Origin of the sequence: Sphingomonas nostoxanthinifaciens (assembly GCF_019930585.1) — a bacterium.
In the GTDB taxonomy this organism is placed as follows: Bacteria; Pseudomonadota; Alphaproteobacteria; order Sphingomonadales; family Sphingomonadaceae; genus Sphingomonas_I; species Sphingomonas_I nostoxanthinifaciens.
The window spans coordinates 3,423,292-3,448,398 of the sequence record NZ_CP082839.1; the positions used below are offsets into that span (position 1 = coordinate 3,423,292).

At 67.5% G+C, this 25,107-nt stretch carries 27 protein-coding genes; 20 read left to right on the forward strand and 7 right to left on the reverse strand.

Translation table 11 applies throughout. The features are described 5' to 3' along the window. Nucleotides 1-131: 131 nt before the first annotated feature. The 6 genes from K8P63_RS16275 (at nt 132) to K8P63_RS16300 (ending at nt 2,735) form a co-directional block, all read left to right on the forward strand. Nucleotides 132-650 carry a hypothetical protein gene (locus K8P63_RS16275; RefSeq protein WP_223797054.1) on the forward strand — a complete coding sequence of 173 codons (519 nt, stop codon included), beginning with the start codon at nt 132-134 and terminating at the stop codon, nt 648-650. Nucleotides 651-652: 2 nt separating this feature from the next. Further along, the gene (locus tag K8P63_RS16280) at nt 653-985 is read left to right on the forward strand and encodes a hypothetical protein (RefSeq protein WP_223797055.1); all 333 of its coding nucleotides are present in this window, start codon (nt 653-655) and stop codon (nt 983-985) included. Next, nucleotides 982-1,326, forward strand: a complete 345-nt coding sequence (locus K8P63_RS16285; RefSeq protein WP_223797056.1) for a DUF3618 domain-containing protein — start codon at nt 982-984, stop codon at nt 1,324-1,326. The genes K8P63_RS16280 and K8P63_RS16285 overlap by 4 nt, the downstream gene beginning before the upstream one ends. Then, nucleotides 1,323-1,766, forward strand: coding sequence for a hypothetical protein (locus tag K8P63_RS16290; protein WP_223797057.1), 444 nt, complete (start codon nt 1,323-1,325; stop codon nt 1,764-1,766). The genes K8P63_RS16285 and K8P63_RS16290 overlap by 4 nt, the downstream gene beginning before the upstream one ends. 62 nt (nt 1,767-1,828) lie before the next feature. Then, nucleotides 1,829-2,431 (forward strand): MlaC/ttg2D family ABC transporter substrate-binding protein, encoded by a 603-nt coding sequence (locus K8P63_RS16295; RefSeq protein WP_223797058.1) that lies wholly within the window; start codon nt 1,829-1,831, stop codon nt 2,429-2,431. A gap of 82 nt (nt 2,432-2,513) precedes the next feature. Further along, complete coding sequence (locus K8P63_RS16300) at nt 2,514-2,735, forward strand: DUF4170 domain-containing protein (protein WP_223797059.1); 222 nt, start codon at nt 2,514-2,516, stop codon at nt 2,733-2,735. A gap of 46 nt (nt 2,736-2,781) precedes the next feature. On the opposite strand, the gene K8P63_RS16305 is transcribed toward K8P63_RS16300, so the two are convergent. From K8P63_RS16305 to carB, 3 genes are all read right to left on the reverse strand, one after another. Beyond that, nucleotides 2,782-3,408, reverse strand: coding sequence for a rhomboid family intramembrane serine protease (locus tag K8P63_RS16305; RefSeq protein ID WP_317629323.1), 627 nt, complete (start codon nt 3,406-3,408; stop codon nt 2,782-2,784). Nucleotides 3,409-3,430: 22 nt separating this feature from the next. After that, a complete protein-coding gene (greA, locus tag K8P63_RS16310) occupies nt 3,431-3,907 on the reverse strand; it encodes a transcription elongation factor GreA (protein ID WP_223797060.1) in 477 nt (158 codons plus the stop codon). Between the two features lie 87 nt (nt 3,908-3,994). Beyond that, complete coding sequence (carB, locus tag K8P63_RS16315) at nt 3,995-7,315, reverse strand: carbamoyl-phosphate synthase large subunit (protein ID WP_223797061.1); 3,321 nt, start codon at nt 7,313-7,315, stop codon at nt 3,995-3,997. Nucleotides 7,316-7,388: 73 nt separating this feature from the next. Here carB and K8P63_RS16320 point away from each other — a divergent pair, with 73 nt between their 5' ends. Next, entirely contained in the window at nt 7,389-7,721 is a 333-nt protein-coding gene (locus K8P63_RS16320) for an endonuclease domain-containing protein (RefSeq protein ID WP_223797062.1), read from the forward strand. A 113-nt stretch (nt 7,722-7,834) separates the two neighbouring features. On the opposite strand, the gene carA is transcribed toward K8P63_RS16320, so the two are convergent. Beyond that, complete coding sequence (gene carA, locus K8P63_RS16325; protein WP_223797063.1) at nt 7,835-9,022, reverse strand: glutamine-hydrolyzing carbamoyl-phosphate synthase small subunit; 1,188 nt, start codon at nt 9,020-9,022, stop codon at nt 7,835-7,837. Between the two features lie 136 nt (nt 9,023-9,158). Between carA and K8P63_RS16330 the strand changes: the two genes are divergently transcribed. The 4 genes from K8P63_RS16330 (at nt 9,159) to K8P63_RS16345 (ending at nt 14,589) form a co-directional block, all read left to right on the forward strand. Next, nucleotides 9,159-9,611 carry a GatB/YqeY domain-containing protein gene (locus K8P63_RS16330; protein ID WP_223797064.1) on the forward strand — a complete coding sequence of 151 codons (453 nt, stop codon included), beginning with the start codon at nt 9,159-9,161 and terminating at the stop codon, nt 9,609-9,611. Nucleotides 9,612-9,774: 163 nt separating this feature from the next. Next, nucleotides 9,775-11,664, forward strand: a complete 1,890-nt coding sequence (dnaG, locus tag K8P63_RS16335) for a DNA primase (protein ID WP_449618970.1) — start codon at nt 9,775-9,777, stop codon at nt 11,662-11,664. 9 nt (nt 11,665-11,673) lie between these two features. Then, a complete protein-coding gene (gene rpoD / locus K8P63_RS16340; RefSeq protein ID WP_223797066.1) occupies nt 11,674-13,707 on the forward strand; it encodes an RNA polymerase sigma factor RpoD in 2,034 nt (677 codons plus the stop codon). 195 nt (nt 13,708-13,902) lie between these two features. After that, entirely contained in the window at nt 13,903-14,589 is a 687-nt protein-coding gene (locus K8P63_RS16345; RefSeq protein ID WP_223797067.1) for a DUF6975 family protein, read from the forward strand. On the opposite strand, the gene K8P63_RS16350 is transcribed toward K8P63_RS16345, so the two are convergent. Continuing rightward, nucleotides 14,579-15,154 (reverse strand): TMEM175 family protein, encoded by a 576-nt coding sequence (locus K8P63_RS16350; RefSeq protein WP_223797068.1) that lies wholly within the window; start codon nt 15,152-15,154, stop codon nt 14,579-14,581. The genes K8P63_RS16345 and K8P63_RS16350 overlap by 11 nt on opposite strands. 148 nt (nt 15,155-15,302) lie before the next feature. Between K8P63_RS16350 and K8P63_RS16355 the strand changes: the two genes are divergently transcribed. Next, nucleotides 15,303-15,785 carry a UPF0262 family protein gene (locus K8P63_RS16355; protein ID WP_223797069.1) on the forward strand — a complete coding sequence of 161 codons (483 nt, stop codon included), beginning with the start codon at nt 15,303-15,305 and terminating at the stop codon, nt 15,783-15,785. A 7-nt stretch (nt 15,786-15,792) separates the two neighbouring features. Beyond that, nucleotides 15,793-16,245, forward strand: a complete 453-nt coding sequence (locus tag K8P63_RS16360; RefSeq protein WP_223797070.1) for a cytidine deaminase — start codon at nt 15,793-15,795, stop codon at nt 16,243-16,245. A 4-nt stretch (nt 16,246-16,249) separates the two neighbouring features. On the opposite strand, the gene K8P63_RS16365 is transcribed toward K8P63_RS16360, so the two are convergent. Beyond that, nucleotides 16,250-16,627 (reverse strand): DoxX family protein, encoded by a 378-nt coding sequence (locus K8P63_RS16365; RefSeq protein WP_223797071.1) that lies wholly within the window; start codon nt 16,625-16,627, stop codon nt 16,250-16,252. A gap of 206 nt (nt 16,628-16,833) precedes the next feature. On the opposite strand from K8P63_RS16365, the gene dcd reads away from it, so the two are divergent. The 7 genes from dcd (at nt 16,834) to K8P63_RS16400 (ending at nt 23,140) form a co-directional block, all read left to right on the forward strand. After that, nucleotides 16,834-17,385, forward strand: a complete 552-nt coding sequence (dcd, locus tag K8P63_RS16370) for a dCTP deaminase (protein WP_223797072.1) — start codon at nt 16,834-16,836, stop codon at nt 17,383-17,385. Between the two features lie 19 nt (nt 17,386-17,404). Further along, on the forward strand, nt 17,405-18,187 hold the full coding sequence (locus K8P63_RS16375; protein WP_223797073.1) for an acid phosphatase: 783 nt from the start codon (nt 17,405-17,407) through the stop codon (nt 18,185-18,187). 75 nt (nt 18,188-18,262) lie between these two features. After that, complete coding sequence (locus K8P63_RS16380; RefSeq protein WP_223797074.1) at nt 18,263-18,898, forward strand: phosphoribosylanthranilate isomerase; 636 nt, start codon at nt 18,263-18,265, stop codon at nt 18,896-18,898. After that, on the forward strand, nt 18,895-20,127 hold the full coding sequence (gene trpB, locus K8P63_RS16385) for a tryptophan synthase subunit beta (protein ID WP_223797075.1): 1,233 nt from the start codon (nt 18,895-18,897) through the stop codon (nt 20,125-20,127). The genes K8P63_RS16380 and trpB overlap by 4 nt, the downstream gene beginning before the upstream one ends. After that, complete coding sequence (gene trpA / locus K8P63_RS16390; protein ID WP_223797076.1) at nt 20,124-20,945, forward strand: tryptophan synthase subunit alpha; 822 nt, start codon at nt 20,124-20,126, stop codon at nt 20,943-20,945. The genes trpB and trpA overlap by 4 nt, the downstream gene beginning before the upstream one ends. Continuing rightward, nucleotides 20,942-21,796: an acetyl-CoA carboxylase, carboxyltransferase subunit beta gene (accD, locus tag K8P63_RS16395; protein ID WP_223797077.1), complete on the forward strand. Its 855-nt coding sequence runs from the start codon at nt 20,942-20,944 to the stop codon at nt 21,794-21,796. Before trpA ends, accD begins: the two co-directional genes overlap by 4 nt. A gap of 24 nt (nt 21,797-21,820) precedes the next feature. Further along, nucleotides 21,821-23,140 carry a bifunctional folylpolyglutamate synthase/dihydrofolate synthase gene (locus K8P63_RS16400; protein WP_223797078.1) on the forward strand — a complete coding sequence of 440 codons (1,320 nt, stop codon included), beginning with the start codon at nt 21,821-21,823 and terminating at the stop codon, nt 23,138-23,140. 104 nt (nt 23,141-23,244) lie between these two features. Here K8P63_RS16400 and aspS read toward each other — a convergent pair whose 3' ends face one another. After that, nucleotides 23,245-25,065, reverse strand: coding sequence for an aspartate--tRNA ligase (gene aspS, locus K8P63_RS16405; protein WP_223797079.1), 1,821 nt, complete (start codon nt 25,063-25,065; stop codon nt 23,245-23,247). Nucleotides 25,066-25,107: the final 42 nt, after the last annotated feature.

A 25,107-nucleotide genomic window follows, 5' to 3' on the forward strand; every position in this document is an offset into this window, starting at 1 on the left:
GCTCCTATCGGGTAGCTTGGGTTCGCGAGGCCTCTATCGGTCGGCGCGATCCTGCGCAATAATTGCGCTGCCGATATGGAACGAGCCTCGCGCCACGTCGGTTGACCATGCAGCCTGGAACGGAGATCGCCATGCCCCCTGCTGACACGTCGCTGCCCGAAGGAACGGACACGATCATCGATGGCGCAGCGTCCGACGACGCGGGCGCCACCACCGGCACGACCGATAAAGCGACGGCGCCCGATGGCGACGCGCGCACGCTGTTCTTCGCCAAGATCGACGAGCTGCGCGGCCAAGCCGGCGACAGCGCACGCGATTTCGCGCAGGCGGGCAAGGACCGGATCACGTCGTCGCTCGACGACGTCGTGAAGATGATCGAGGATACGGCGAGCGAGATCGATGCGCGCGTCGGCACCAATTATGGCGACTATGCACGCCGCGCCGCACAGGGCATCGGCGGCTTTTCCGACGCCTTCAAGAGCAAGGATGTCGACGATCTGTTCGCCGATGCGCGCGGGCTGATCGAGAAATCGCCGGCGGTGGCGATGGGCGTCGCCGCGGCGCTGGGCTTCGTCGTCGCGCGGCTGGCACGATCGGGCTTCGGCGAGACCGTTCCGGTGGACCCCGGTAAAGATGCGCCCAAGGCCTGACATTGCAGCACGGGGGCGATCAGGAGGAATCGCTGCGCGACACGGTCGCGCGGCTGGTCGAGAATGCGAAGGCCTATGCGCGCGCGGAGCTGAACCTCGTTCGGCAGACGGTGCTCGCGCGGGTCAATCAGTTGCGGCCAGCGCTGATCCTTGGGATCGCCGCGATATTGATCGTGCAGGCAGCCTTGGTCATCGCCATCGCCGCGCTGGGCATGCTGCTGGCGCTGTGGATCGGCCCGGCCGGCGGATTGGCGCTCGCAGCGCTCATCGCGCTGGCGATCGCCGGATTGTTCGGCTGGATCGCAGTGAAGCGGATCACGGGATCGTCGTCATGAGCGGACAGGATCTGGACAAGGCGCGTGCCGAGGCGAATGCCGCCCGCGAGCGGTTGCTCGGGTCGGCGCACGCGCTGCAGACGCGGCTGGCGCCTTCGGTGCTGGCCGAGCGCGCATGGGGCGGCGTGCGCGAAGGCGGCGAGGCGGCGGCATCGAAGGCGTTGGGCGCGGTCCGTGCCCGCCCGGTCGCCGCGTCCGCGATCGGCATCGCCACCATCGCCTTTCTCGCCCGTCGGCCGCTTGCGCGGCTGATCGGCCGGATTGCGGGCGCCGGTGCGCGCCCAGCCACGAACACCAAGCCGGCGCGGCGATCGCGCCGGATCGAGGGAGACCGATCATGAGCAAGGATGACGAACCGACCGGTTCGACCGCTTTGTTGACCGACGCCTATGAGAAAGTGAGCGACAGCGTGACGACCGCTTATGCCAGGGCGCGCGACGTCGCGTCGGATGCCGCCTCCACCACCGTGTCCGGCATCGAGGGCAATCCGCTCGCGGCATTGATCGGCGGCCTCGTGATCGGCGCGGCGGCGGGCGCGCTGATCCCGCGCAGCGCGCGCGAGAAGCAATTGCTCGACCCGGTCGGCGCACGCATCGGCGACGCCGCGCGCGCCGGGCTGGATGCCGGCAAGACCGCCGGGCTCGCTTCGCTGACCGAGGCGGGGCTGAGTGCCGACAATCTGCGCGCCCAGGCAGCCAAACTGGTCGGACAGGTGTTGGATGCCGCCAGCACCGCCGGAAGCGCGGCGCTGGACGCCGCGCGCGAAACATCCGCTCGCTAAGTTCAAATCGGGTTCAGCCGCCTGCGTGCAGCACGGCGGCGACATATTGGAGATTACCGAACATGAAGACGGTTAGCGGCACGCTTGCCGCGCTCGCGCTGGCCACGGCCGGCCTTGTCGCACCGACGATGATCGCACCGGCGGCAGCCGCGGTCGACAATTCCGATCCGCAGCGCTTCGTCGAGACGCTGACCACCGACGGCTTCGCGGCGATGCGTACCGGCGACAAAGCGGGCGCGAAGTCGCGCTTCCGTGCGCTGCTGGCGCAGAATGTCGCGGTCGACGAGGTCGGCGCGCGCCTGATCCGCCGCTGGCTGCCGACGATCTCGCCGGCGCAGAAGGCGGCATATGACAGTGCACTGCCGGCCTATATCGTCGGCACCTACACCGACCGGCTGTTCGAATATGCCAATGCGACGGTAAAGGTCATCCGTACCCAGCCGACCGCTGGCGACGGCGTCGACGTCTATTCGACCGTGACCAAGCCCGGCGCCCAGCCGATCCCGGCGGTCTGGTCGGTGACGAAAGTCGGCGGCGGCTACAAGGTGCTCAACCTGCGCGTCGGCGGCATCAACGTGGCGATGGCGCAGGCGGCCGATTTCGATTCGGTGATCCAGCGCCAGGGCTTCGATGCGCTGGTGAAGATGATGAAGGCGCGCGGCTGATACCACCCGACGAACGCGATCGGCGATCGGCCGGTCGCGTTCGCCTGTTGCAATGCGGCAGCGGTGGCGGCAGAACGCGGCCATGAGCCTGATGCATCTCGTCTTCGGTGGCCGCGTCACCGATCCGCAGACCCTCGATTTCGACGATCTGTCGGCGATGGATGTCGTCGGTTTCTTCCCCGATTACGCCACAGCCGAGAAAGCGTGGCGCGGCGCCGCACAGCGCACGGTCGACGATGCCGAGATGCGCTACGTGATCGTCCACCTGCACAAGCTGCTCGATCCCGGCGTCGCCGGTCAATAATCGCGCTTAGTGCCCGGATCGCTCGCGCGATCCTACCCGGCGACGTTCAAGCCTTGCGATAGCGCCAGCGCAGCAACGGCCGCGCCAACAGCAGCCCTGCCACGAAGCCGCCGACATGTGCGGACGCAGCCATCGCCACCCCCACGGTGGCCGACGCCAGCCCGAGCAGGGCCTGCACCACCACCCACGTCACCGCCAGCCACAGGATATGGACCCAGCGCGCCAGCTCGGGCGACAGCTTGGAGGGACGCCGCTGGCCGTAGAGGATGGCATAGGCCCCTACCAGCGCCGAGATCGCGCCGCTCGCGCCGATCATCGGCACCGCCGAGTGCGGGCCGGCGACGAATTGCGCCGCCGCCGCCGCGTAGGCGCCGGCCACATAGAGCAGCACCATGCCGCCGCCGCCCAGCGCCACCTCGTCCTCGCGTCCGCAATAGACCAGCATCAGCAGGTTGAAGGATAGATGCAGGACACCGCCGTGCAGCAAGGCGGCGGTGAGCGGGGTCAGCCACACCGGCATCGCACCGGCCAGTGCCATCCCCGTCACGCGCGCGGGAATGAAGCCGCCCACCAGCGCCGCCGCCTGCGATCGATCGAGCGCCGCGACGACCACGTAGCTGGCGACCGTCAACGCAGCCAGCGTCACCGTCATGCGTGCGGGCGCGGCCCTCACCGATGTTGCCCCGACGATCGGGTCAGATGAATTCGACCGCCGAGACGACATAGTAACGATCGCCCGACGGCACCGTCACCTCGACCTCGTCATCGACCTTGCGGCCGATCAGCGCGCGTCCGAGCGGCGAATTATAGCTGATCCGCCCCGATTTGGCGTCGGCCTCGGTCTGGCCGACGATCTGATACTTGATCGGCTTCTCGTCCTCGTCGAGCAGGTGGACGGTCGCACCGAACACCACCTTGTCGCCCGACAGCATCGACGGATCGATCACCTGCGCGCGGCTGAGCTTGTCCTCGATGTCGGCGATCATCGCCTCGATCTGGCCCTGACGCTCCTTGGCGGCATGATATTCGGCATTCTCGGACAGGTCGCCGTGGGCGCGCGCTTCCTCGATTGCGTCGATGATCTGCGGCCGCTCGACCTTCAGGCGTGAAAGCTCTTTGGAGAGCATGTCGTGGCCCTCCTGCAGCATCGGCAGCTTGTCTTCGCCGGCCATGTCCAAACCCTTTTCTTATTCGTCAAAAGCTATGCCACGCCGCCGGATCGACGGCGCCCTCACTTGGCGATGTGGGGGGATCGTTGGTCAGCTATGATAGGATTGGAGCGAGCGCACTTCAAGGCTCCGCTCCTTGAGCGCGGCGATGGCGCGAACCGCCGCCAGCCCCGCCGCCGCGGTGGTGAAGTAAGGCACGCGCGCGAGCATCGACGAGGCCCGGATCGACTTCGAATCCTGCAGCGACTGCCAGCCCTCGGTCGTGTTGAAGACCAGCGCGATCTCGCCGTCCTTCACCTTGTCGACGATGTGCGGACGGCCCTGCGCGACCTTGTTGACCGTCTCGACCGCGAGGCCCTGGCCGCGCAGATAATCGGCGGTGCCGGTGGTGGCGACGATCGAGAAGCCGAGCGCGATCAGATCGCGCACCGCCGGCTCGATCACTGCCTTGTCGGTCGGCTTGACCGACACGAACACCGTGCCCGACTGCGGCAGCACCGTGCCCGCACCGAGCTGCGCCTTGGCGAAGGCGGTGGCGAAATCGCGATCGATTCCCATCACTTCGCCGGTCGAGCGCATTTCGGGCGACAGCACCGGGTCGACGCCGGGGAAGCGCGCCCACGGGAAGACGGCTTCCTTGACCGCGATATGATCGGTCGTGCGTGGGATCGGCGGCAGCGCGGCGAGCTTCTCGCCCGCCATCACCCGCGCCGCGATCTTGGCGACCGGCGCGCCGATCGCCTTTGCGACGAACGGCACGGTGCGGCTGGCGCGCGGATTGACCTCGATCAGATAGACCTCGCCGTCCTTGACCGCGAACTGCACGTTCATCAGGCCTGTCACGCGGAGCGCGCGGGCGAGCGCGTCGGTCTGCCGTTCGATCTCGGCGACGATCTCGGCGGACAGGCTGTACGGCGGCAGCGAGCAGGCGCTGTCGCCCGAATGGACGCCGGCCTCCTCGATATGCTGCATCACGCCGACCACGGTCACGTCGGTGCCGTCGGCGATCGCGTCGACATCGACCTCGACCGCGTCGCGCAGATAGCGGTCGATCAGCACCGGCGAGTCGCCCGACACCTGCACCGCGGTCATGATGTAATGATCGAGCTGTGCGGGGGTATCGACCACCTCCATCGCGCGGCCGCCGAGCACGTAGGACGGACGCGTCAGCACCGGATAGCCGATGCGTTCCGCCACTGCGATCGCCTCGTCGCGGCTGCGCGCGATACCGTTGGCCGGCTGCTTGAGGCCGAGCTGCACCACCAGATCCGCAAAGCGCTCGCGATCCTCGGCGAGGTCGATCGCGTCGGGCGAGGTGCCGAGGATCGGGATGCCGGCATTCTCCAGCTCCTGCGCGAGCTTGAGCGGGGTCTGACCGCCAAACTGCACGATCACGCCGACGAGCGTGCCGTTCTGCTGCTCGACATGCAGGATCTCCAGCACGTCCTCGACCGTCAGCGGCTCGAAATACAGGCGGTCGGACGTGTCATAGTCGGTGCTCACCGTCTCCGGGTTGCAGTTGACCATGATCGTCTCGAAACCCGCATCCGACAGCGCGAAGCAGGCGTGGCAGCAGCAATAATCGAACTCGATGCCCTGGCCGATGCGGTTGGGACCGCCGCCGAGGATCACGATCTTCTTCTTGTCGGACGGCTGCGCCTCGTTCTCGGGCTCGCCGAACACCGGCGCCTCGTAGGTCGAGTACATATAGGGCGTCTTCGCCTCGAACTCGGCCGCGCACGTGTCGATCCGCTTGAAGACGGGGCGCACGCCGAGCTTGTGGCGATGCGCGCGCACCTCCGCCTCGGTGATGCCGCCGGTCATCGCGCTGACCGCGTCGTGGACGATGCCGCCGCCGCGCGCTTGCGCGCGCTTCATGCCCGCCAGATGCGCCGAATTGAGCGCGAGCCAGCCGAGCCTTTTATCGGAGAAGCCCATCGCCTTCAGCTTGCGCATGCCCGCGGCATCGTTGGGCAGGCCGCCATGACAGACGCCTTCCTCGGCGGCGACGATCTCGTCGAGCCGCTCGACGAACCACGGATCATATTTGGCGATCCGGCACACCTCGTCGACGGTGAAGCCCTCGCGCAGCGCCTGCGCGGCGGCCAGCAGCCGGTCGGGCGTCGGCGCGGCGAGCGCCGCCTCGATCTCGGGGCGCGGGGCGCCCTTCAGATGATCGACCACGTTGAGACCGGCGAGACCGGTCTCGAGTCCGCGCAGCGCCTTCTGCAGGCTCTCGTGGAAGTTGCGGCCGATCGCCATCACTTCGCCGACCGACTTCATCGCCGTCGTCAGGTGGTCCGACGCGCCCTTGAACTTCTCGAAGGCGAAGCGCGGAATCTTGGTGACGACATAGTCGATCGTCGGCTCGAAGCTCGCCGGCGTCGCGCCGGTGATGTCGTTGTCGATCTCGTCGAGCGTATAGCCCACTGCCAGCTTCGCCGCGACCTTGGCGATCGGGAAGCCGGTCGCCTTGGACGCGAGCGCCGAGGAGCGCGACACGCGCGGGTTCATCTCGATCACGACCAGCCGGCCGTCCTTCGGGTTGACCGCGAATTGGACGTTGGAGCCGCCGGTCTCGACGCCGATCTCGCGCAGCACCGCGATGCTGGCGTTGCGCATGATCTGATATTCCTTGTCGGTCAGCGTCAGCGCCGGCGCGACGGTGATCGAATCGCCCGTATGGATGCCCATCGGATCGACATTCTCGATCGAGCAGATGATGATGGCGTTGTCGGCGCGGTCGCGCACCACCTCCATCTCATATTCCTTCCAGCCGAGGACCGATTCCTCGACCAGCACCTCGGTCGTCGGAGACAGATCGAGGCCGTTGGTGACGATCTCGATGAATTCGGGCTTGTTGTAGGCGATGCCGCCGCCCTGCCCGCCCATGGTGAAGCTCGGGCGGATGATCGCGGGCAGCTGGACGAATTCCAGCGCCTCCAGCGCCTCGTCCACCGTATGTGCGATCCGGCTGCGCGGGCTTTCGAGGCCGATCTTGTCCATCGCGTCGCGAAACTTCAGCCGATCCTCGGCCTTGTCGATCGCTTCGGCATCGGCGCCGATCATCTGGACGCCATATTTCTCCAACGTGCCATCATGGAACAAGGCGAGCGCGGTATTGAGCGCGGTCTGCCCGCCCATCGTCGGCAGCACCGCATCGGGCCGCTCCTTCTCGATGATGCGCGCGACAACCTCGGGCGTGATCGGCTCGATATAGGTCGCGTCGGCCATGTCCGGATCGGTCATGATCGTCGCGGGGTTCGAGTTGACGAGGATGACGCGATAGCCCTCCTCGCGCAGCGCCTTGCATGCCTGCGTGCCCGAATAATCGAACTCGCACGCCTGGCCGATGATGATCGGGCCCGCGCCGATGATGAGGATGGAGGAAATGTCCGTGCGCTTGGGCATGTTATGCGAGGCCTGCTAGCCCTCTCCCCGCGGGGAGAGGGTTGGGTGAGGGGATCCGCCGATGACGGGAAGATTGACGCCGGTCGCACGCGATCTGCGACGGACGGCTACCGATGTGGAGGCGGCGTTGTGGCAGCGCCTGCGCAATCGCAAGGTGGAAGGCACGAAGTTCGTGCGGCAGCTTCCAATCGGTCAGCACGTCGCCGACTTTGCCAGCCGTTCGCTCAAGATCGTGATCGAACTGGATGGCGGCCAGCATGCGACGAGCGCGACGGACGCGGAACGCACGCGGCTGATCGAGGCACGGGGCTACACCGTAATCCGCTTCTGGAACAACGACGTAGCCGAGAACATGGACGGGGTGCTGGAAGAAATACGTCGAACCATCCTCCTGGCACGCGGCTGAGCCCTCTCCCTTGAGGAAGGGGATTGGGTGAGGGTGGTCTGCCGCAGACAGGACAAGCTCGGCTGCGCCTCGCATCCCCTCACCCCAACCCTCTCCCCGACAGGGAGAGGGAGTCATGCCGCCGCGCTCCGCAGTTGGCGCACGAACTGCTCGAACAGATAGTGGCTGTCTTGCGGGCCGGGGCTCGCTTCGGGGTGATATTGCACGCTGAAGGCGGGCTTGTCGGTCAGGCGCAGGCCGGCGAGGCTGCCGTCGAACAGCGAGACGTGGGTCGGCTCGGCATTGGCGGGCAGGGTTTCCGTATCCACCGCAAAGCCGTGGTTCATGCTGGTGATCTCGACGCGGCCCGCGCCCTCGATGTCGCCCACGCGCTTGACCGGATGGTTCGCGCCGCGATGGCCCTGGTGCATCTTGTAGGTCTTCGCGCCGACCGCGAGGCCGAGCAACTGGTGGCCGAGGCAGATGCCGAAGATCGGCTTGCCGACCTCCAGCAATTCGCGGATCACCGGCACGGCATAGGCGCCGGTCGCGGCCGGATCGCCCGGCCCGTTCGACAGGAACACGCCGTCGGGCGCGTGCGCCATCACATCCTCGAAGGTCGCGGTCGCGGGCACGACGGTCACGCGCGCGCCAGCGGCGACGAGGTTGCGCAGGATGTTGCGCTTCAGCCCGTAATCGATCGCGACGACGTGCGGCCCGTCCGGATTGGCGGCGTGGGTGGCATAGCCTTCGCCCAGCGTCCACAGCCCGTCGTCCCACTTGTAGCTCTGGGTCGAGGAGACTTCCTTGGCGAGGTCCATGCCTTCCAGCCCCGGCCACGCGCGCGCCTGCGCCCGCAGTGCCTCGAGATCGAACTCACCCTTGGCATTGTGGGCGATGACGCCGTTGGGCGCGCCCTCGATGCGGATGGCGCGGGTCAGCGCGCGCGTATCGACGCCGGCCAGCCCGATGCGACCATTGTTGCGCAGCCACGCGTCGAAGCCCTGCGTCGCGCGGAAATTGGAGGGATCGGTCACGTCCTCGCGCACGATGCAGCCCAAAGCGTGCGGGTTGATCGCCTCGATATCCTCGGCGTTCGCGCCGACATTGCCGATATGCGGGAAGGTGAAGGTGACGATCTGCCCGGCATAGGAAGGATCGGTCATCACCTCCTGATAGCCGGTCATCGCCGTGTTGAAGCACACCTCGCCCACCGCGGCGCCCTCCGCGCCGAAGCCGCGGCCCCAGATGACCGAGCCGTTGCCGAGGACGAGAACCCCCGTCGCTCCTTCTGGCGCGCGTGATGACGTGGCGTCGGCCATGGTGGGCAGGCACTCCTTCAGATGGCGGCAATGTCGCTAAGCGGCGTCCGCTAGACCGCATGGGCCGGGCGGTCAACTCTACCAAAATCGGCCGGCAGCGGCTATGATCGGGGTTTATCCCGACCTCGAGAGATGCATGATCCGCGACGATGTGAAGACGGCGCAAATCGCCGCGATGAAGGCTGCCGACAAGATGACGGTCGCCACGACCCGCCTGATCCAGGCGGCGATCAAGAATCGCGACATCGAGCTGCGCACCGCCTCGGCCCAGCCCGGCGACGACCTGCTGGTGACCGAAGTGCTGCAGAAGATGATCAAGCAGCGCCGCGAATCGATCGAGCTTTACGAAAAAGGCAACCGGCCGGAGCTGGCTGCGGCGGAGCAGGCCGAAGTCGCGGTGATCGAACGCTTCCTGCCGCGCCAGATGGACGAGGACGAGGCGAAGCTGGCCATCGACGCGATCGCGACCGAGGTGGGTGCCGCTTCGGTCAAGGATATGGGCCGGGTGATGGCGGCGCTGAAGGAGCGCCACGCCGGGCAGATGGACATGAGCCGAGCCAGCGCACTGGTGAAGGCGCGGCTCGCATAGCCACGCGCTCGCACGGTCATCCCGGCGGCCGGGATCCGGATCGACGGCGCGAGCCCGGTTTCCGGCCTGCGCCGGCGCGACGATGCGAGCGGATTGCGCAGCCCGAAATCGGCGGGCTGCCCTTCCCCATCGCGCCGCTTTCTGCTATCTAATATAATACGCCATGGCTTCCGCCGCACCGGCACCCCGCAGCGAATCATACCCGACCCGCCGGACTTCTGGCGGCGGTTTGCTGTCGCCCGCCTTCATCGACGAATTGCGCACCCGCACCTTGCTGTCGACGCTGATCGGCCGCTCGGTGAAGCTGCAGAAGGCCGGACGCGAGTATAAAGCGTGCTGCCCGTTCCATCACGAAAAATCGCCGAGCTTCTACGTCAATGACGAGAAGGGCTTCTACCATTGCTTCGGCTGCGGCGTGCACGGCGATGCGATCCGCTTCCTGACCGAGGCGAACGGCCTGCCCTTCATGGATGCGGTCAAGGAACTGGCCGCCGCTGCCGGCATGGACATGCCCGCGCCCGATCCCGCCGCACGCGCACGCGCCGAGCGGGCCGGCGGGCTGATCGGCGTGTGCGAGGCGGCGACGGGCTGGTTTCGCCAGCAGCTCGACGGGATCGAGGGTGCGGCGGCGCGGGCCTATCTCGACAAGCGCGGGCTGGGCGCGCATGCCCGCACCGCGTTCGGCATCGGCTTCGCACCCGACGGCCGCAACCGCATCGCCCCGGCACTGGCCCCCGCGCCCGAAGTCGAACTGATCGAGGCCGGGCTGCTCATCAAGCCCGATGGCGACGGCAAGCCCTATGATCGGTTTCGCGGCCGGCTGATGATCCCGATCCGCGACGCCCGCGGACGCACGATCGCGTTCGGCGGCCGCATCATCGATCAGGGCGAGCCCAAATATCTGAACTCGCCCGACACTCCGCTGTTCGACAAGGGCCGCACCCTCTTCAATCTCGACCGCGCCGGCCCGATCGCGCGCAAGTCCGGCCGAGCGATCGTGGTCGAAGGCTATCTCGACGTGATCGCGCTCGATCAGGCGGGCATCGGCGAGGCGATGGCGCCGCTCGGCACCGCGCTGACGGAGGCGCAGATGGCGCGGCTGTGGAGCCTCGTCGACGCGCCGATCCTGTGCTTCGACGGCGACGGCGCGGGGCGCAGGGCCGGCGTGCGCGCCGCCGAGCGCGCGCTGCCAGTGCTGCGCCCGGGCAAGACCTTGCGCTTCGCCATGCTGCCGACGGGTAAGGATCCGGACGATCTGGTGCGCGATGGCGGCGCCGAAGCGTTCGAGACGGCGATCGCCGAGACGGTCCCGCTGGACGTTCTGCTGTATCGCGCCGCGCGAGATGCCGCCGATATGGAGCGACCCGAGGCGCGTGCGGGCCTGCGCCAGGCGCTCAACGACATGGCCGCGCGCTGCGGCGACCGGCTGGTCGCGGACGAATATAAGCGCGCCTTCACCAGCCTGTTCTTCGAGGATTTCGGCTGGAAGAAGACCGAGCGCCGCACGATCGCCAGCGCGGTCCTGCGCGCCGCCACCCGGCCGGAAAGCTATCGCGACCTGCGCGATTCCTATGTCGAGGCGATGCTCTACGGACTGTCGCGCCACCCGCACCTGATCGCCGAGCATCTCGACCAACTGGCGGCGATGCCGATCGCCGACGAACGGCTGGCGCGCTGGCGCGAGGCGCTGGTCGATGCGGCGTGGCGCCATCCCGCCCTTGATAGCGACGCGATCCTTTCCATATTGGACACGGCGTTGCTGCCCGAGCTGTTGCAGGTCAATCTACAGAAAAGCTTGCGCTTCCCGTTCCTCCATGCAGAGGCAGGGAGCGATCGGGGGACGGGCCAGATCGCCGGATTGATCGATACGCTCTGTGCCGAGCGCGAGCTTCGCGAGCATGGCGACATGCTTGAGGCCGAGGCGAAGGCAGCGGCGACGGACGGCGACGGCGAACGTTACAGCCGGATTGAAGACGAACGGATGACCGTTCGGGAGCAGCAAGCGGAAGTGTTGGAGGCGGCGTTCCGCCTCGGCGAGCGCGACGAGGGTTGAAGAGGCAGCATGGCGAAGACGATTGTGGCGGACGCAGGCGACAAGATTGAAGGTGGCGATGCGCCGCTGATCGATCTCAACGAGGCGTCGCTCAAGAAGCTGATCGCGCGCGCCAAGAAGCGCGGCTACATCACCGTTGACGAGGTGAACGAGGTCGTGGGCGACATGTCCACCGACCAGATCGAGGACGTGATGTCCGCCATCAACGAGATGGGCGTCAACGTCGTCGAGAATGAGGAAGCGGGCGAGGACGGCGAGGCGCATCCCCAGCCCGACGACGATGCGGACGAAACCGCAGAGGGCCAGGACGAGGCCACCGTCACCTTCACGCCGGTCGCCAAGAAGGAAACCGTCGATCGCACCGACGATCCGGTGCGCATGTACCTGCGCGAGATGGGCGCGGTCGAACTGCTCAGCCGCGAGGGCGAGATCGCCATCGCCAAGCGGATCGAGGCCGGCCGCGACACGATGATCCAGGGGCTGTGCGAAAGCCCGATCACCTTCAACGCCATCATCGACTGGTCGACCCAGCTCAACGAAGGCACGATGCAGCTGCGCGAGATCCTCGATCTCGAGGCGATGGTCTCCAAGGGGCCGACGCCCGAGCAGGTGGCCGGTGCCGAAGACGATACGGGCGAGATCAGCGAAACCTCGGCCGGCCCCTCGTTCAAGGAAGAGGAGGAGCCCGAGGAGGCGCCCGCCGAAACCGACGAGGACGAGGAGTCGATGGTCGAGCGGCGCGCGCCGCGCCCGTCGGACGACGAGGAGGAGGACAACACCCTCAGCCTCGCGCAGATGGAAGAGCAGCTCAAGCCGCAGGCGCTTGAGAAGTTCGCCGCGATCACCGAGCTGTACCGCTCCTTCTCCGCGCTCCAGGGTCGTCGTGTGACGGCGCAGGGGCTGGGCGACGATTTCCCCAAGGCGGACGAGGATCGCTACCAGCAGCTGCGCGAGGATCTGACCGCGCAGGTCGAGAGCGTGAAGTTCCACGCCGCCAAGATCGAGTCGCTGGTCGACCAGCTCTACAGCTTCAACCGGCGCCTGACCGCGCTGGGCGGCCAGATGCTGCGCCTCGCCGAGCGCCACCGCGTGCCGCGCAAGGACTTCCTCGACCGTTATATCGGCCACGAGACCACCGAGGGCTGGCTGGACAGCGTCGCGAAGATCGACCGCAAATGGACCGCCTTCGTCGCCGAGGAAGCGGGCGCGGTCGAGCGTATCCGCTCCGAGATCGCCGAGATCGTCCAGGCGACCGGCATGGCGCTCACCGAGTTCCGCCGCATCGTCAACATGGTGCAGAAGGGCGAGCGCGAGGCGCGGATCGCCAAGAAGGAGATGGTCGAGGCCAATCTCCGGCTCGTGATCTCGATCGCCAAGAAATACACCAACCGCGGCCTGCAGTTCCTGGATCTGATCCAGGAGGGCAATATCGGCCTGATGAAGGCGGTCGATAAGTTCGAATATCGCCGCGGCTACAAGTTCAGCACCTATGCGACGTGGTGGATCCGCCAGGCAATCACGCGCTCGATCGCGGATCAGGCGCGGACGATCCGCATCCCGGTCCACATGATCGAGACGATCAACAAGCTCGTCCGCACCAGCCGCCAGTTCCTCCACGAGACCGGCCGCGAGCCGACTCCCGAGGAACTCGCCGAGCGCCTCTCGATGCCGCTCGAGAAGGTCCGCAAGGTGATGAAGATCGCCAAGGAGCCGATCAGCCTCGAAACGCCGATCGGCGACGAGGAGGATTCGCACCTCGGCGACTTCATCGAGGACAAGAATGCCGTGATCCCGGTCGATGCCGCGATCCAGGCGAACCTCAAGGAAACCGTCACCCGCGTGCTGGCGAGCCTCACCCCACGCGAGGAGCGCGTGCTGCGCATGCGCTTCGGCATCGGCATGAACACCGATCACACGCTGGAAGAGGTCGGCCAACAGTTCAGCGTGACGCGCGAGCGCATCCGCCAGATCGAAGCGAAGGCGCTCAGGAAGCTGAAGCATCCCTCGCGCAGCCGCAAAATGCGCAGTTTCCTCGATCAGTAAGCGAACCGGCTTCGGTAATTATTAGGGCGGCGCGGGCGGGGGCTCGCGCCGCCCTTTGATTATGGGTCGGGCCACATAGGCGCGCGCGGCAAATGCCTAATGCGGCATACACCCTGTCTTTACGCGCTATCGTTACAACGTTGGCCACAGGGGATGAACGAGGGCGCGTCCTGCGCGCCGCTTCGGGAGCCGATGATGCCATTCGCAGCTTTGGAACAAGGTGACGCCGATTTCGGCGCCATGATGGTCGCGCTCGCCGCGACCGAGGGAAGCGCGAGCCATCCTTATACGGTCTCGATCGAACTGAATGCGGATTCGCTGGCGACGCGCAATCTTGCCGACACGCTGCATCTCCTGTCGATGCTGCATGGCGTCCATCCCGGACTGATCGAGATGGCCGCCGACCGCAACGTCCTGCCCGAGGCGGACGAGTGGTTTCATCAGGCGGTGTCGGCCTTCACGCTGGAACGCGCCTATCTTGCCCAGCTGATCGTCGCCGCCGGCCCGGTGCCGAGCACGCCGGGCGAAACCGAGACCGCCGCTACCGTCGCCAACCAGCGTCACGCTTTCGGCACGATTGCGGCATCCGATCGGTTCGGTTGCTCGCTCGGCGCAGCCGCAGCGATGGTGCTCGACTGGCAGTCGATCCGCTCGGTGCTCGATACCGGCGCGGCGCGGCTGGGGGTTACAGTCGGCCGCTGTCGGATGCCCGACGAGGAACTGACCGCGACCCTGCTGGCCCGGCTGCCCGAACAGCCGCGCCTCGGCCGCACCCTCGCATTCGGCGCACGCCAGCTGCTCGTACAGCATTGCGGGTTGTGGGATCTGCTGGAGGCGCGCGCCGCCGCCCGCGTCGCGCAGGATACGCGCATTACCGGCTGAGCTGGCGCTCGATCCGCCGGTCGGGCACGAACCACAGGATCGCGATGCCGACATAGATGGCGTCGGCCGCCAGCGGCGCCACGAAGGCGATCGCGATCGCCGCGAGATAAAGCGCCAGGCTGATGCGTCCCTTGCGATCATGGCCGACCGCCCGCGCCACCGCCGACGTGTGGCCGTTGACGGCGATGATCCGCGCCTGCGTCCAGATATAACCGATCGCGGTCATGCCCATCACCACGCCGTAAGCGGCGGTCGGCATCGCGCCGAAGCCCGCCTCGTCCAGCCAGCGGATCACCCACGGCACCAGGCTCATCCAGAACAGCATGAACAGATTGGCCCACAGCACGCTGCCGTCGATCCGCTCGGTCGCGGCGAGCATGTGATGGTGGTTGTTCCAGTATAGCCCGACATTGGCGAAGCTGAGCGCATAGGCGACCAGCACCGGCGCCACCTCGCGCAGGCCGGCAAGCGTCGCCGCATGCGGCACGCGCATCTCCAGCACCGTGATGGTGATGATGATCGCGACGATCCCGTCGGTGAACGCTTCCAGCCGCCCCGGCTTCATCGGCTTGTCTCCCAGTGCTGCCTTGCGACGGGATAGCCGCGCGCTGCGCGAATGAGAACGGCCCGAGATCGGTCGCAGGCGGCGATGGACCCGCACCGCCATCGATTGCTCCGCTTCCCTTGCGCGGACCGCTCCGATAGATCGGGGCGTGCCCGAACACCGGATCATCGCCATCGACCTGGACCAGGCCACAATTCTGGCACGCACGCCCGAGATCGAGCAGGAGCGCGCGGTGGCGATCCGCGATCTGTTGACCAGCAACAGCTTCGCGCCGCGGCGGCCGATCGCCAACGGCTATGGCGGCCCCTATCGGCTCGGCCTGCGGGTCGAGGAAGGGCGGCTGGCGATCGGGATCGCCGAGCGGGATGGGCGGCTGCTGGAGACGATCATCCTCGGCCTCGCCCGCTTTCGTCGTGTCATCAGGGATTATTTCGCCATCTGCGACAGCTACTTCCAGGCGGTGGCGCAGGCCCAGCCGGCGCAGATCGAGGCGATCGACATGGCGCGGCGCGGCATCCACAACGGCGCGGCTGAATTGCTCGTGACGTGCCTGGAGGGAAAGGTGGCGCTGGACTTCGATACCGCACGACGGCTGTTCACCCTGATCACCGCGTTGCACATCCGTGGCTGAGGTGGCGATGGCCGACGTCGCCGGCCGCGTGCTGGTCGATCATGCGCTGGAGGCGGCAAAGAACGCGCACGCCCCTTATTCGCGCTTCGCCGTCGGCGCGGCATTGCTGCTGACCGATGGCACGATCGTGCCCGGCACCAATTTCGAGAATGCGAGCTACGGCCTGTCGCTCTGCGCCGAGACGGTCGCGCTCGCCGCCGCCAACGTCGCCGGGCGGCTGCGCGACGTGGTCGCGATCGGCATCGTCGGCGGCGCGATGGCGCCGGGCGGCGGCATCGACGGCGATGGCGCCATCTATCCGTGCGGACGCTGCCGCCAGGTTTTGAACGAAGCGGCCGACCTGGGGGGCCGCGACATTATCGTCTATTGCGGCTCGGCCGACGGCTCGATCCTGCGTCGCCACCTGCTGTCGGAGCTGTTGCCGCACGCCTTCGGGCCGGCCGACCTCGGCATCGGCTGACCGCTCAGGCCAGCGGCAGCAGCGCCCGCACGCGCGCGTCGCGCAGATAGAGTCCGCCCCACGCCCCTACCGCCAACAGGATACAGACAATCTGCGGCGGCGAGCCGAATTCGCCGATCCGCACATGCGTGCAGACCGCCCCGCCGGCGAAGGCGGTGATCAGGATCGCGCCGAGCGTCTTGGTCCGCGGGATGGCGTAGAGGATGGCGCTCGCAATCGCCGTCGTCGCGATCACCGGCAATTGCGCCACCGTCCAGCCCGTCTCCTCCACGTTGGCGCGAAGCTGCTCGGGCGCGAACAACCCCACCGCACCGTCCGCCAACAGAATCGACACAACGATCAGGCTGAGAGCGCGACCCAGCCACACCATGCTGCTGCTCATGTCCATCATGCATCCTCCCCCAAGGATGGCGACATAATGCCAGAAACGGTGCCGCGCGATCAACCGCTTCGGGCTGGCAAAGTAGGATTTGGTACGTCAAGAAGGCGCATGATGCGCTCCAGCCTCTCTCGCAGCCGCCACGATCCGCGCGCGGACGCGTTCGCACCCCTCAACATCCTCAACTTCGCCCCGGCGGAGGCCTTCGCATGGTGATGTCCGATCGCTGGATCCGCGAGGCGGCATTGTCGCAGGCGATGATCGAGCCGTTCGTCGAGGCGCAGCGGCGCGAGGGCTGTATCAGCTACGGCCTGTCCTCCTACGGCTACGATGCGCGCGTGGCGGACGAGTTCAAGATCTTCACCAATGTCGACAATGCGATCGTCGATCCGAAGAATTTCGCCCACAACAGCTTCGTCGATCGCAAGACCGACATCTGCATCATCCCGCCCAACAGCTTCGCGCTGGCGCGCACGGTCGAATATTTCCGAGTGCCGCGTGACGTGCTGGTAATTTGCCTCGGCAAGTCGACCTATGCGCGCTGCGGGATCATCGTCAACGTGACGCCGCTGGAGCCGGGCTGGGAGGGGCATGTCACGCTGGAGTTCTCGAACACCACGCCATTGCCTGCCAAGATCTATGCCAATGAGGGGGCATGCCAGTTCCTGTTCCTGCAGGGCAACGAGCCGTGCGAGGTGAGCTACGCCGATCGCGCGGGCAAATATATGGGGCAGCAGGGTGTCACCCTGCCCCGCCTGTAACGGCCGAGGGGGGATCGTCATGCGGTATTGGATGGTCGGGATCGTGCCGCTGGCGGCAGTGGCGCTGATCGCGGCGGACAAGGAGCCCGGCTATCTGCCGCTCCATGCGATCGACCTGACCAAGGTGCTGCCGCCCGCGCCGCAAGAAGGCGACATTCGCTACGCAACCGACCGCAAGATCTTCAAGGCGATGAAGGCGCGGATCGGCAGCCCGCGCTGGGATCTGGCCACGAGCGATGTCGACCTGGCGACGCCGGCGGTGATGCGCGATTTCGCGTGCGCGACGGGGATCGCCTTGTCGCCCACTACCACGCCGGCCACCTATCGCCTGCTCGATACCGCGTCGCGCGACACGTCCAACGCCAACAACGACGCCAAGGATCAGTATCGCCGGCTGCGCCCGTTCTGGATCGACAAGGGCGAGACCTGCCAGCCGAAAAAGGATCTCGGCAAGAGCTACGATTACCCCTCGGGCCATACCACCAAGGGGTGGACGGTCGGGCTCGTGCTGGCCGATGCGCTGCCCGATCGCGCGACGCCGATCCTCACGCGCGCCCGCGCTTATGGCGAGAGCCGGATCGTGTGCCGCGTGCACAATTTCAGCGCGGTCGAGAATGGCCGGCTGAGCGCGACGGTGACGATGGAAGCGGTCCGCGCGACCCCTGCCTATCAGGCCGATCTCGCCGCCGCGAAGGCGGAACTGGCGGCGGCGCGGGCATCGACGCCAGCACCCGATGCCGGCGCCTGCGCGGCCGAGGCGGCGCTCATCGGGCCGTCGGTGCTAGCGGGGCTAAAGGACTAGCGATCATCGTCATGCCGGACACGGTCCGGGGCGACGGGGGTGTTTCGCCGCGGCACGCCCTCTATATCGGCGCGCATGCCCACCGTGCGTTCCAAGATCTGCGGCCTCTCAACGGCTGACGCCATCGACGCCGCGATCGGCGGCGGTGCGGCGTGGGTCGGCTTCGTCTTCTTTCCCAAAAGCCCGCGCGACGTGAATGCCGATGCGGTCGCCGGGCTCACCGCGCGCGTGCCGGCACATATCGGCCGGGTCGGCGTATTCGTCGATCCCGACGATGCACTAGTGGCGGAGGCGGCGCGCGCTGGGCTTACGGCTCTGCAACTGCACGGCGACGAATCGCCCGAGCGGCTGGCCGCGCTGCGCCGGCACGGGCTGGAATTGTGGAAGGCGATCCCGGTGCGCACCCGCGCCGATCTCGACGCGGCCAAGCGCTACCAGGGCGTCGCCGATCGCATCCTCTACGACGCCAAGACGCCGCCCGGCACCCTGCCCGGTGGGATGGGAATGCGCTTCGACTGGCGGCTGCTCGACGGCTTCGATCATCCGCTGCCGTGGCTGCTGTCGGGTGGACTCGATGCCGGCAACCTGTCCGAGGCGGTGGGCATCACCGGCGCGCGCGCGATCGACGTCTCGTCCGGCGTGGAACGCGCGCCGGGCGTCAAGGATGTGGACAAGGTGAGCGCCTTCCTTCAAGCCGCGGCCCGACTATGACCCTACAGAACAGCCTTCGCGCCGGCCCCGATGCGTCGGGCCATTTCGGCGATTATGGCGGCCGCTACGTCGCCGAGACGCTGATGCCGCTGATCCTCGAGCTCGAGCGCGAATATCGCGCGGCGAAGGAGGATCCCGCCTTCCACGCCGAATTCAACGGGCTGATGACGCATTATGTCGGCCGGCCGAGCCCGCTTTATTATGCCGAGCGGCTGACCGAGACGCTTCGCGCCGCCGCGCCCGACGGCATGGGCGCGAAGGTGTACCTCAAGCGCGAGGAACTGAACCACACCGGTGCGCACAAGATCAACAATTGCATCGGCCAGATCCTGCTCGCACGACGGATGGGCCGCACGCGCATCATCGCCGAGACCGGCGCGGGATCGCACGGCGTCGCCACCGCCACCGTCTGCGCACGCTTCGGCCTGAAGTGCGTCGTCTACATGGGCGCAAAGGACGTCGAGCGGCAGCAGTCGAACGTCTTCCGCATGAAACTGCTCGGCGCCGAGGTGGTGCCGGTGACGAGCGGCGCGCAGACGCTGAAGGACGCGCTGAACGAGGCGCTGCGCGACTGGGTCGCCAACGTCGACGACACCTTCTACCTGATCGGGACGGTCGCGGGGCCGCACCCCTATCCGGAGCTGGTGCGCGATTTCCAGTCGGTGATCGGCACCGAGGCGCGCGCGCAGATGCTGGAGGCGGAGGGGCGCCTGCCCGATCTGCTGATCGCGGCGGTCGGCGGCGGATCGAATGCGATCGGCCTGTTCCACCCGTTCCTCGACGATCCGGAGGTCGCGATGCTCGGCATCGAGGCGGCGGGCTATGGCGTCCAGACCGGGCGCCATGCCGCCAGCATCGGCGGCGGCACGCCAGGCGTGCTGCACGGCAACCGCACCTACCTGCTGCAGGACGAGGACGGCCAGATCACCGAGGCGCATTCGATCTCCGCCGGCCTCGATTATCCCGGCATCGGGCCCGAACATGCCTGGCTGAACGATATCGGCCGCGTCACCTACGAAGGCGTGACCGACGATCAGGCGGTCGAGGCGTTCAAGCTGCTCGCCGAGGTCGAGGGGATCATCCCCGCGCTGGAGAGCGCCCATGCGCTGGCGGCCGTTCCGGCGCGCGCCAAGGCGATGCCGCGCGACGGCATCATCCTCGTCAACCTGTCGGGCCGCGGCGACAAGGACATGCCGACCGTCGCCGCCTCGCTGGGCGTGACGCTGTGAGCCGCCTATCCGACGCCTTCGCGCGCGCCAGGGCGGAGCGCCGCGCTGCGCTCGTCACCTTCGTCACCGGCGGCGATCCGTCGCCCGCCGCGACAGCCGCGATCCTCGACGCGTTGGTCGCGGGCGGGGCAGACGTGATCGAGCTGGGCCTGCCCTTCACCGATCCGATGGCCGACGGCCCAGCGATCCAGCGCGCCAACCTGCGCGCGCTGGATGCCGGCACGCGCACCGCGGATATTCTTGCTGCGGCACGAGCGTTCCGTGAACGTCATCCGCGCGTGCCGTTGGTGCTGATGGGCTATGCCAATCCGATGCTGCGGCGGGGCGCCGAATGGTTCGCCGAAGCGTGCGCCGACAATGGCGTGGACGGCGTGATCTGCGTCGACGTGCCGGCGGAGCAGGATGCCTCGCTCGGGCCGGCATTGCGCGCCAAGGGCATCGATCCGATCCGCCTCGCCACCCCCACCACCGATGCGGCGCGGCTGCCGGCGGTGCTCGATGGCGCGAGCGGCTTTCTCTATTACGTCTCGGTGGCGGGCATCACCGGCATGCAGCAGGCGGCGACCGCCAGCATCGCGGACGCGGTCGACCGGCTGAAAGCTGCGACCGAGCTGCCGGTCGCGGTCGGCTTCGGCGTGCGCACCCCCGATCAGGCGCGCGCGATCGGCGCGGTGGCCGACGGCGTGGTGGTCGGCTCGGCAATCATCGACGTGATCGAGTCGGCGGCGAAGGAGGGGCGCGATCCCGCGCCGGGCGTCGAGGCGCTTGTCTCCTCGCTTGCGCGCGCGCTGGCGGACGGCGAAAGGGTGTCGGCATGAGCTGGCTCGACAAGGTACGCAATTCGATCCCCTTCATTCCGAAGCGGGAGACGCCCGACAACCTCTGGCACAAATGCCCGAGCTGCGGGACGATGCTGTTCACGCGCGAATATGAGGAGAACCAGTCGGTCTGCCCGAAATGCCAGCATCACGGGCGGATCGGGCCGGACGACCGGTTCGACGCATTGTTCGACGGCGGCCTCTACACCCTGCTGCCCGATCCCGAGGTGGCGGAGGATCCGCTCAAGTTCCGCGATTCGAAGCGCTATGCAGACCGGCTGAAGGCCGCGCGCGCCAAGACCGGCGAGGCGGACGCGCTGGTCAATGCACGCGGGACGATCGAGGGCTATCAGGCGATCGTCGGCGTCCAGAATTACGGCTTTCTTTCCGGCACGATGGGGCTGGCGGTGGGCGAGGCGTTCATCGTCGGCGTGCAGGCCGCGATCGCGCAGCATTGCCCCTACATCATCTTCACCTCGGGCGGCGGCGCGCGGATGCAGGAGGGCATCATGAGCCTGATGCAGATGCCCAAGACGACGATCGGCGTGCAGCAGCTGCGCGAGGCGGGGCTGCCCTACATCGTCGTGATGACCGATCCCACCACCGGCGGCATCACCGCATCCTATGCCATGCTGGGCGACGTCCAGTTGGCGGAGCCGGGTGCGCTGATCGGCTTCGCCGGCCAGCGCGTGATCGAATCGACCATCCGTGAGAAATTGCCCGAGGGCTTCCAGCGCGCCGAATATCTGCTGGAGCACGGCATGCTCGACATGGTGGTGCATCGCCACAAGCTGCGCGCCGAGCTGGCGCGGCTCGTCTCCTACCTCTGTCCGGGGAAGGCCGCGGCGTGACCCGGCCGGCGTTGGGCGCCAGCGATGCCTGACCACGCCGTCTCGTCCAATCCGGCGGTGCAGCGCCAGCTCGACCGGCTGGCGACGCTGTCGCCGGGCGCCGACATTCTCGGCCTGGAGCGGATCGCGACCCTGCTCGCGCGGCTCGGCAATCCCGAGCGCGCGCTGCCGCCGGTGTTTCACGTCGCCGGGACCAACGGCAAAGGCTCGACCTGCGCCTTCCTGCGCACGGCGCTGGAGGCGGCGGGGCACAAGGTCCACGTCTATACCAGCCCGCACCTCGTCCGCTTCAACGAGCGCATCCGGCTTGCCGGCACACTGATCGACGACGCGATGCTCGCCGCCTTGCTCGACGAGGTGCTGAGCGTGGCCGACGGCGTCTCACCCAGCTTCTTCGAGGTGACGACCGCCGCCGCCTTCCTCGCCTTTGCGCGCGTGCCCGCCGATGCCTGCGTGATCGAGGTGGGCCTCGGCGGCCGGCTGGATGCCACCAACGTACTGGCGACCCCGGTCGCCTGCGGCATCACCCAGCTTGGCATCGATCATCAGGCGCTGCTGGGCGACACGATCGAGGTGATCGCCGGAGAGAAGGCTGGCATCGCCAAGGCCGGCGTGCCGCTGCTGACGCAGCGTTACGCCCCCCCGGTGGCGGCGCCGATCGAGGCGGCAGCGGCGGCGGCCGGCGCGCTCTGGCTGCCGCGCGACGGCGTGTGGCGGGCAAGCGTGCAGCGCGGCCAGCTCCATTATGAAGATGCGGTGGGCACGCTCGATCTGCCGGTGCCGCGCCTGCCGGGCAGCCACCAGGCGGGCAATGCCGCGCTGGCGGTGGCGATGCTGCGCCACCAGACGCGGCTGGCAGTGCCCCCGGCAGCACTGCGCGCGGCGATGGGCTGGGCCGAATGGCCGGCGCGGCTGCAGCGGATTACCACCGGCACGCTCGCCGCTGCCTTGCCGGAGGACGGCAGCCTGTGGCTCGACGGCGGCCACAATCCGGCGGCGGCGCGCGCCATCGCCGAATTCTTTCGCAGCAAGGTGACGCCGGGCCAGCCGTTCGAGCTGGTGCTGGGCATGCTCGCCAACAAGGATCTGGCGGGCTTCCTCGAGCCGTTCGCCGGCAGCGTGACGCGCATCCACGCAGTGCCGGTGCCCGGCCATGCGCATCATGATGCGGCGGCGGTGACGGCAGCGGCGCAGCGGCTGGGCATCCCGGCCGACGGCGCAGCGACGATCGGGGACGCACTGGCGTTGATCGCCGCGCGCCAGACGGCGCCGCTCGTGCTGATCGGCGGCTCGCTCTATCTCGCGGGCGAGGCGCTGGCGGCGAACGGCACGCCGCCAGCCTGATCTCTTTCCATCATGCCAGCGCGGGCTGGCATCTCGTCAGGCGAGCGGAACGCCCGGACCGCACGAGATCCCAGCTTTCGCTGGGATGACGGGTAGATGGGGGATCACCCCGCGTCGGGCGCCACCACCGCGGCGACCGGCTTGGCCGGCGACGGTGCCTGCTCGACCACGCGGATGTTGAGCTCGCGCAGCTGCTTCATCGTGACGGCGGACGGCGCGTTCATCATCAGATCCTCCGCCTTCTGGTTCATCGGGAAGAGCACGACCTCGCGGATGTTGGGCTCGTCCGCCAGCAGCATGACGATGCGGTCGACGCCCGGCGCCGAACCACCGTGCGGCGGGGCGCCGTACTTGAACGCGCCGACCATGCCGGGGAAGCTCGCGTCGACGTCCTCGCGCGAATAGCCGGCAATCTCGAACGCCTTGTACATCACGTCGAGCTTGTGGTTCCGGATCGCGCCCGACGACAATTCGATGCCGTTGCAGACGATGTCATATTGATAGGCGAGGATGTCGAGCGGATCCCTGGTCTCCAACGCCTCCAGCTCGCCCTGCGGCATCGAGAAGGGGTTGTGGCTGAAATCGACCTTCTTCGCATCCTCGTCATATTCGAACATCGGGAAATCGACGATCCAGCAGAACTGGAACACGCCCTGCTCGATCAGGCCCAGTTCCTCGCCGGTGCGCGTGCGGGCGAGGCCGGCAAGCTTGGCCGCCTGCCCTTCCTTGCCCGCGGCGAAGAACACGCCGTCATTGGGCCCGAGGCCGAGCGCCTCGATCAGCGCGGCGGTCGCTTCCTCGCCGTGATTCTTGGCGATCGGGCCACCGGGCTCGCCATCCTTGATGTTGATGTAGCCGAGGCCCGAATAGCCCTGCGCGCGCGCCCATTCGTTCATGTCGTCGAAGAATTTGCGGCTCTTGGCGCCCGCCCCCGGCGCGGGGATGGCGCGCACGACGTTGCCGCTCTCGACCAGCCGCGCGAACAGGCCGAAGCCCGAGCCGCGGAAATGATCGGTCACGTCGACGATCTCGATCGGGTTGCGCAGATCGGGCTTGTCCGAGCCATATTTCAGCATCGCGTCGCGATAGGCGATGCGCGGGAAGGGGCAGGCGCTGACGGTGCGGCCGTTGGCGAATTCCTCGAACACGCCGTGTAGCACGGGCTCGATCGCGGCGAACACGTCGTCCTGCGTGACGAAGCTCATCTCGAAATCGAGCTGGTAGAATTCGCCGGGCGAGCGGTCGGCACGGGCATCCTCGTCGCGGAAGCAGGGCGCGATCTGGAAATAACGATCGAAGCCCGCCACCATCAGCAATTGCTTGAACATCTGCGGCGCCTGCGGGAGCGCGTAGAATTTGCCGGGGTGGATGCGGCTCGGCACGAGGAAGTCGCGCGCGCCCTCGGGGCTCGACGCGGTCAGGATCGGCGTCTGGAATTCGGTGAAGCCCTGCCCGATCATGCGGCGGCGGATCGAGGCGATCACGTTGGAACGCAGGACGATGTTCTTGTGCAGCCGCTCGCGCCGCAGATCGAGGAAGCGATAGCGCAGGCGGATATCCTCGGGATATTCGGCCTCGCCCGCGACCGGGAGCGGCAATTCCTGCGCCATGCTCTGCACCGTCACGCTCTGCGCGAACACCTCGATCGCGCCGGTGGCAAGGTTGGGGTTCGCCGTTCCGTCGGCGCGCGCCTTCACCACGCCGTCGATCGTCACGACCGACTCCACGCGAAGCCCTTCAAGCACCGCGAGTGCCGGCGAATCGCTGTCGGCGACAACCTGGGTGATGCCGTAATGATCACGCAGATCGACGAACAGCACGCCGCCATGATCGCGCTTGCGATGGATCCAGCCGGACAGGCGGACCTGCTCCCCGACCTGGGAGGCGCCCAGACCGGCGCAAGTGTGGGTGCGATAGGCGTGCATCGTCGGGGTCTTTCCGCAAAAATCGTCCCGCGCGGGCAGGAT

Excerpts from the sequence above, each read along its gene's own strand:
- K8P63_RS16275 (WP_223797054.1), top strand. The coding sequence starts at position 132 with ATGCCCCCTGCTGACACGTCGCTGCCCGAAGGAACGGACACGATCATC.
- K8P63_RS16285 (WP_223797056.1), top strand. The coding sequence starts at position 982 with ATGAGCGGACAGGATCTGGACAAGGCGCGTGCCGAGGCGAATGCCGCC.
- K8P63_RS16290 (WP_223797057.1), top strand. The coding sequence starts at position 1,323 with ATGAGCAAGGATGACGAACCGACCGGTTCGACCGCTTTGTTGACCGAC.
- K8P63_RS16295 (WP_223797058.1), top strand. The coding sequence starts at position 1,829 with ATGAAGACGGTTAGCGGCACGCTTGCCGCGCTCGCGCTGGCCACGGCC.
- K8P63_RS16300 (WP_223797059.1), top strand. The coding sequence starts at position 2,514 with ATGAGCCTGATGCATCTCGTCTTCGGTGGCCGCGTCACCGATCCGCAG.
- greA (WP_223797060.1), bottom strand. The coding sequence starts at position 3,907 with ATGGCCGGCGAAGACAAGCTGCCGATGCTGCAGGAGGGCCACGACATG.
- carB (WP_223797061.1), bottom strand. The coding sequence starts at position 7,315 with ATGCCCAAGCGCACGGACATTTCCTCCATCCTCATCATCGGCGCGGGC.
- carA (WP_223797063.1), bottom strand. The coding sequence starts at position 9,022 with ATGGCCGACGCCACGTCATCACGCGCGCCAGAAGGAGCGACGGGGGTT.
- K8P63_RS16330 (WP_223797064.1), top strand. The coding sequence starts at position 9,159 with ATGATCCGCGACGATGTGAAGACGGCGCAAATCGCCGCGATGAAGGCT.
- dnaG (WP_449618970.1), top strand. The coding sequence starts at position 9,775 with ATGGCTTCCGCCGCACCGGCACCCCGCAGCGAATCATACCCGACCCGC.
- rpoD (WP_223797066.1), top strand. The coding sequence starts at position 11,674 with ATGGCGAAGACGATTGTGGCGGACGCAGGCGACAAGATTGAAGGTGGC.
- K8P63_RS16345 (WP_223797067.1), top strand. The coding sequence starts at position 13,903 with ATGCCATTCGCAGCTTTGGAACAAGGTGACGCCGATTTCGGCGCCATG.
- K8P63_RS16350 (WP_223797068.1), bottom strand. The coding sequence starts at position 15,154 with ATGAAGCCGGGGCGGCTGGAAGCGTTCACCGACGGGATCGTCGCGATC.
- K8P63_RS16360 (WP_223797070.1), top strand. The coding sequence starts at position 15,793 with ATGGCCGACGTCGCCGGCCGCGTGCTGGTCGATCATGCGCTGGAGGCG.
- K8P63_RS16365 (WP_223797071.1), bottom strand. The coding sequence starts at position 16,627 with ATGAGCAGCAGCATGGTGTGGCTGGGTCGCGCTCTCAGCCTGATCGTT.
- dcd (WP_223797072.1), top strand. The coding sequence starts at position 16,834 with ATGGTGATGTCCGATCGCTGGATCCGCGAGGCGGCATTGTCGCAGGCG.
- K8P63_RS16375 (WP_223797073.1), top strand. The coding sequence starts at position 17,405 with ATGCGGTATTGGATGGTCGGGATCGTGCCGCTGGCGGCAGTGGCGCTG.
- K8P63_RS16380 (WP_223797074.1), top strand. The coding sequence starts at position 18,263 with ATGCCCACCGTGCGTTCCAAGATCTGCGGCCTCTCAACGGCTGACGCC.
- trpB (WP_223797075.1), top strand. The coding sequence starts at position 18,895 with ATGACCCTACAGAACAGCCTTCGCGCCGGCCCCGATGCGTCGGGCCAT.
- accD (WP_223797077.1), top strand. The coding sequence starts at position 20,942 with ATGAGCTGGCTCGACAAGGTACGCAATTCGATCCCCTTCATTCCGAAG.
- K8P63_RS16400 (WP_223797078.1), top strand. The coding sequence starts at position 21,821 with ATGCCTGACCACGCCGTCTCGTCCAATCCGGCGGTGCAGCGCCAGCTC.
- aspS (WP_223797079.1), bottom strand. The coding sequence starts at position 25,065 with ATGCACGCCTATCGCACCCACACTTGCGCCGGTCTGGGCGCCTCCCAG.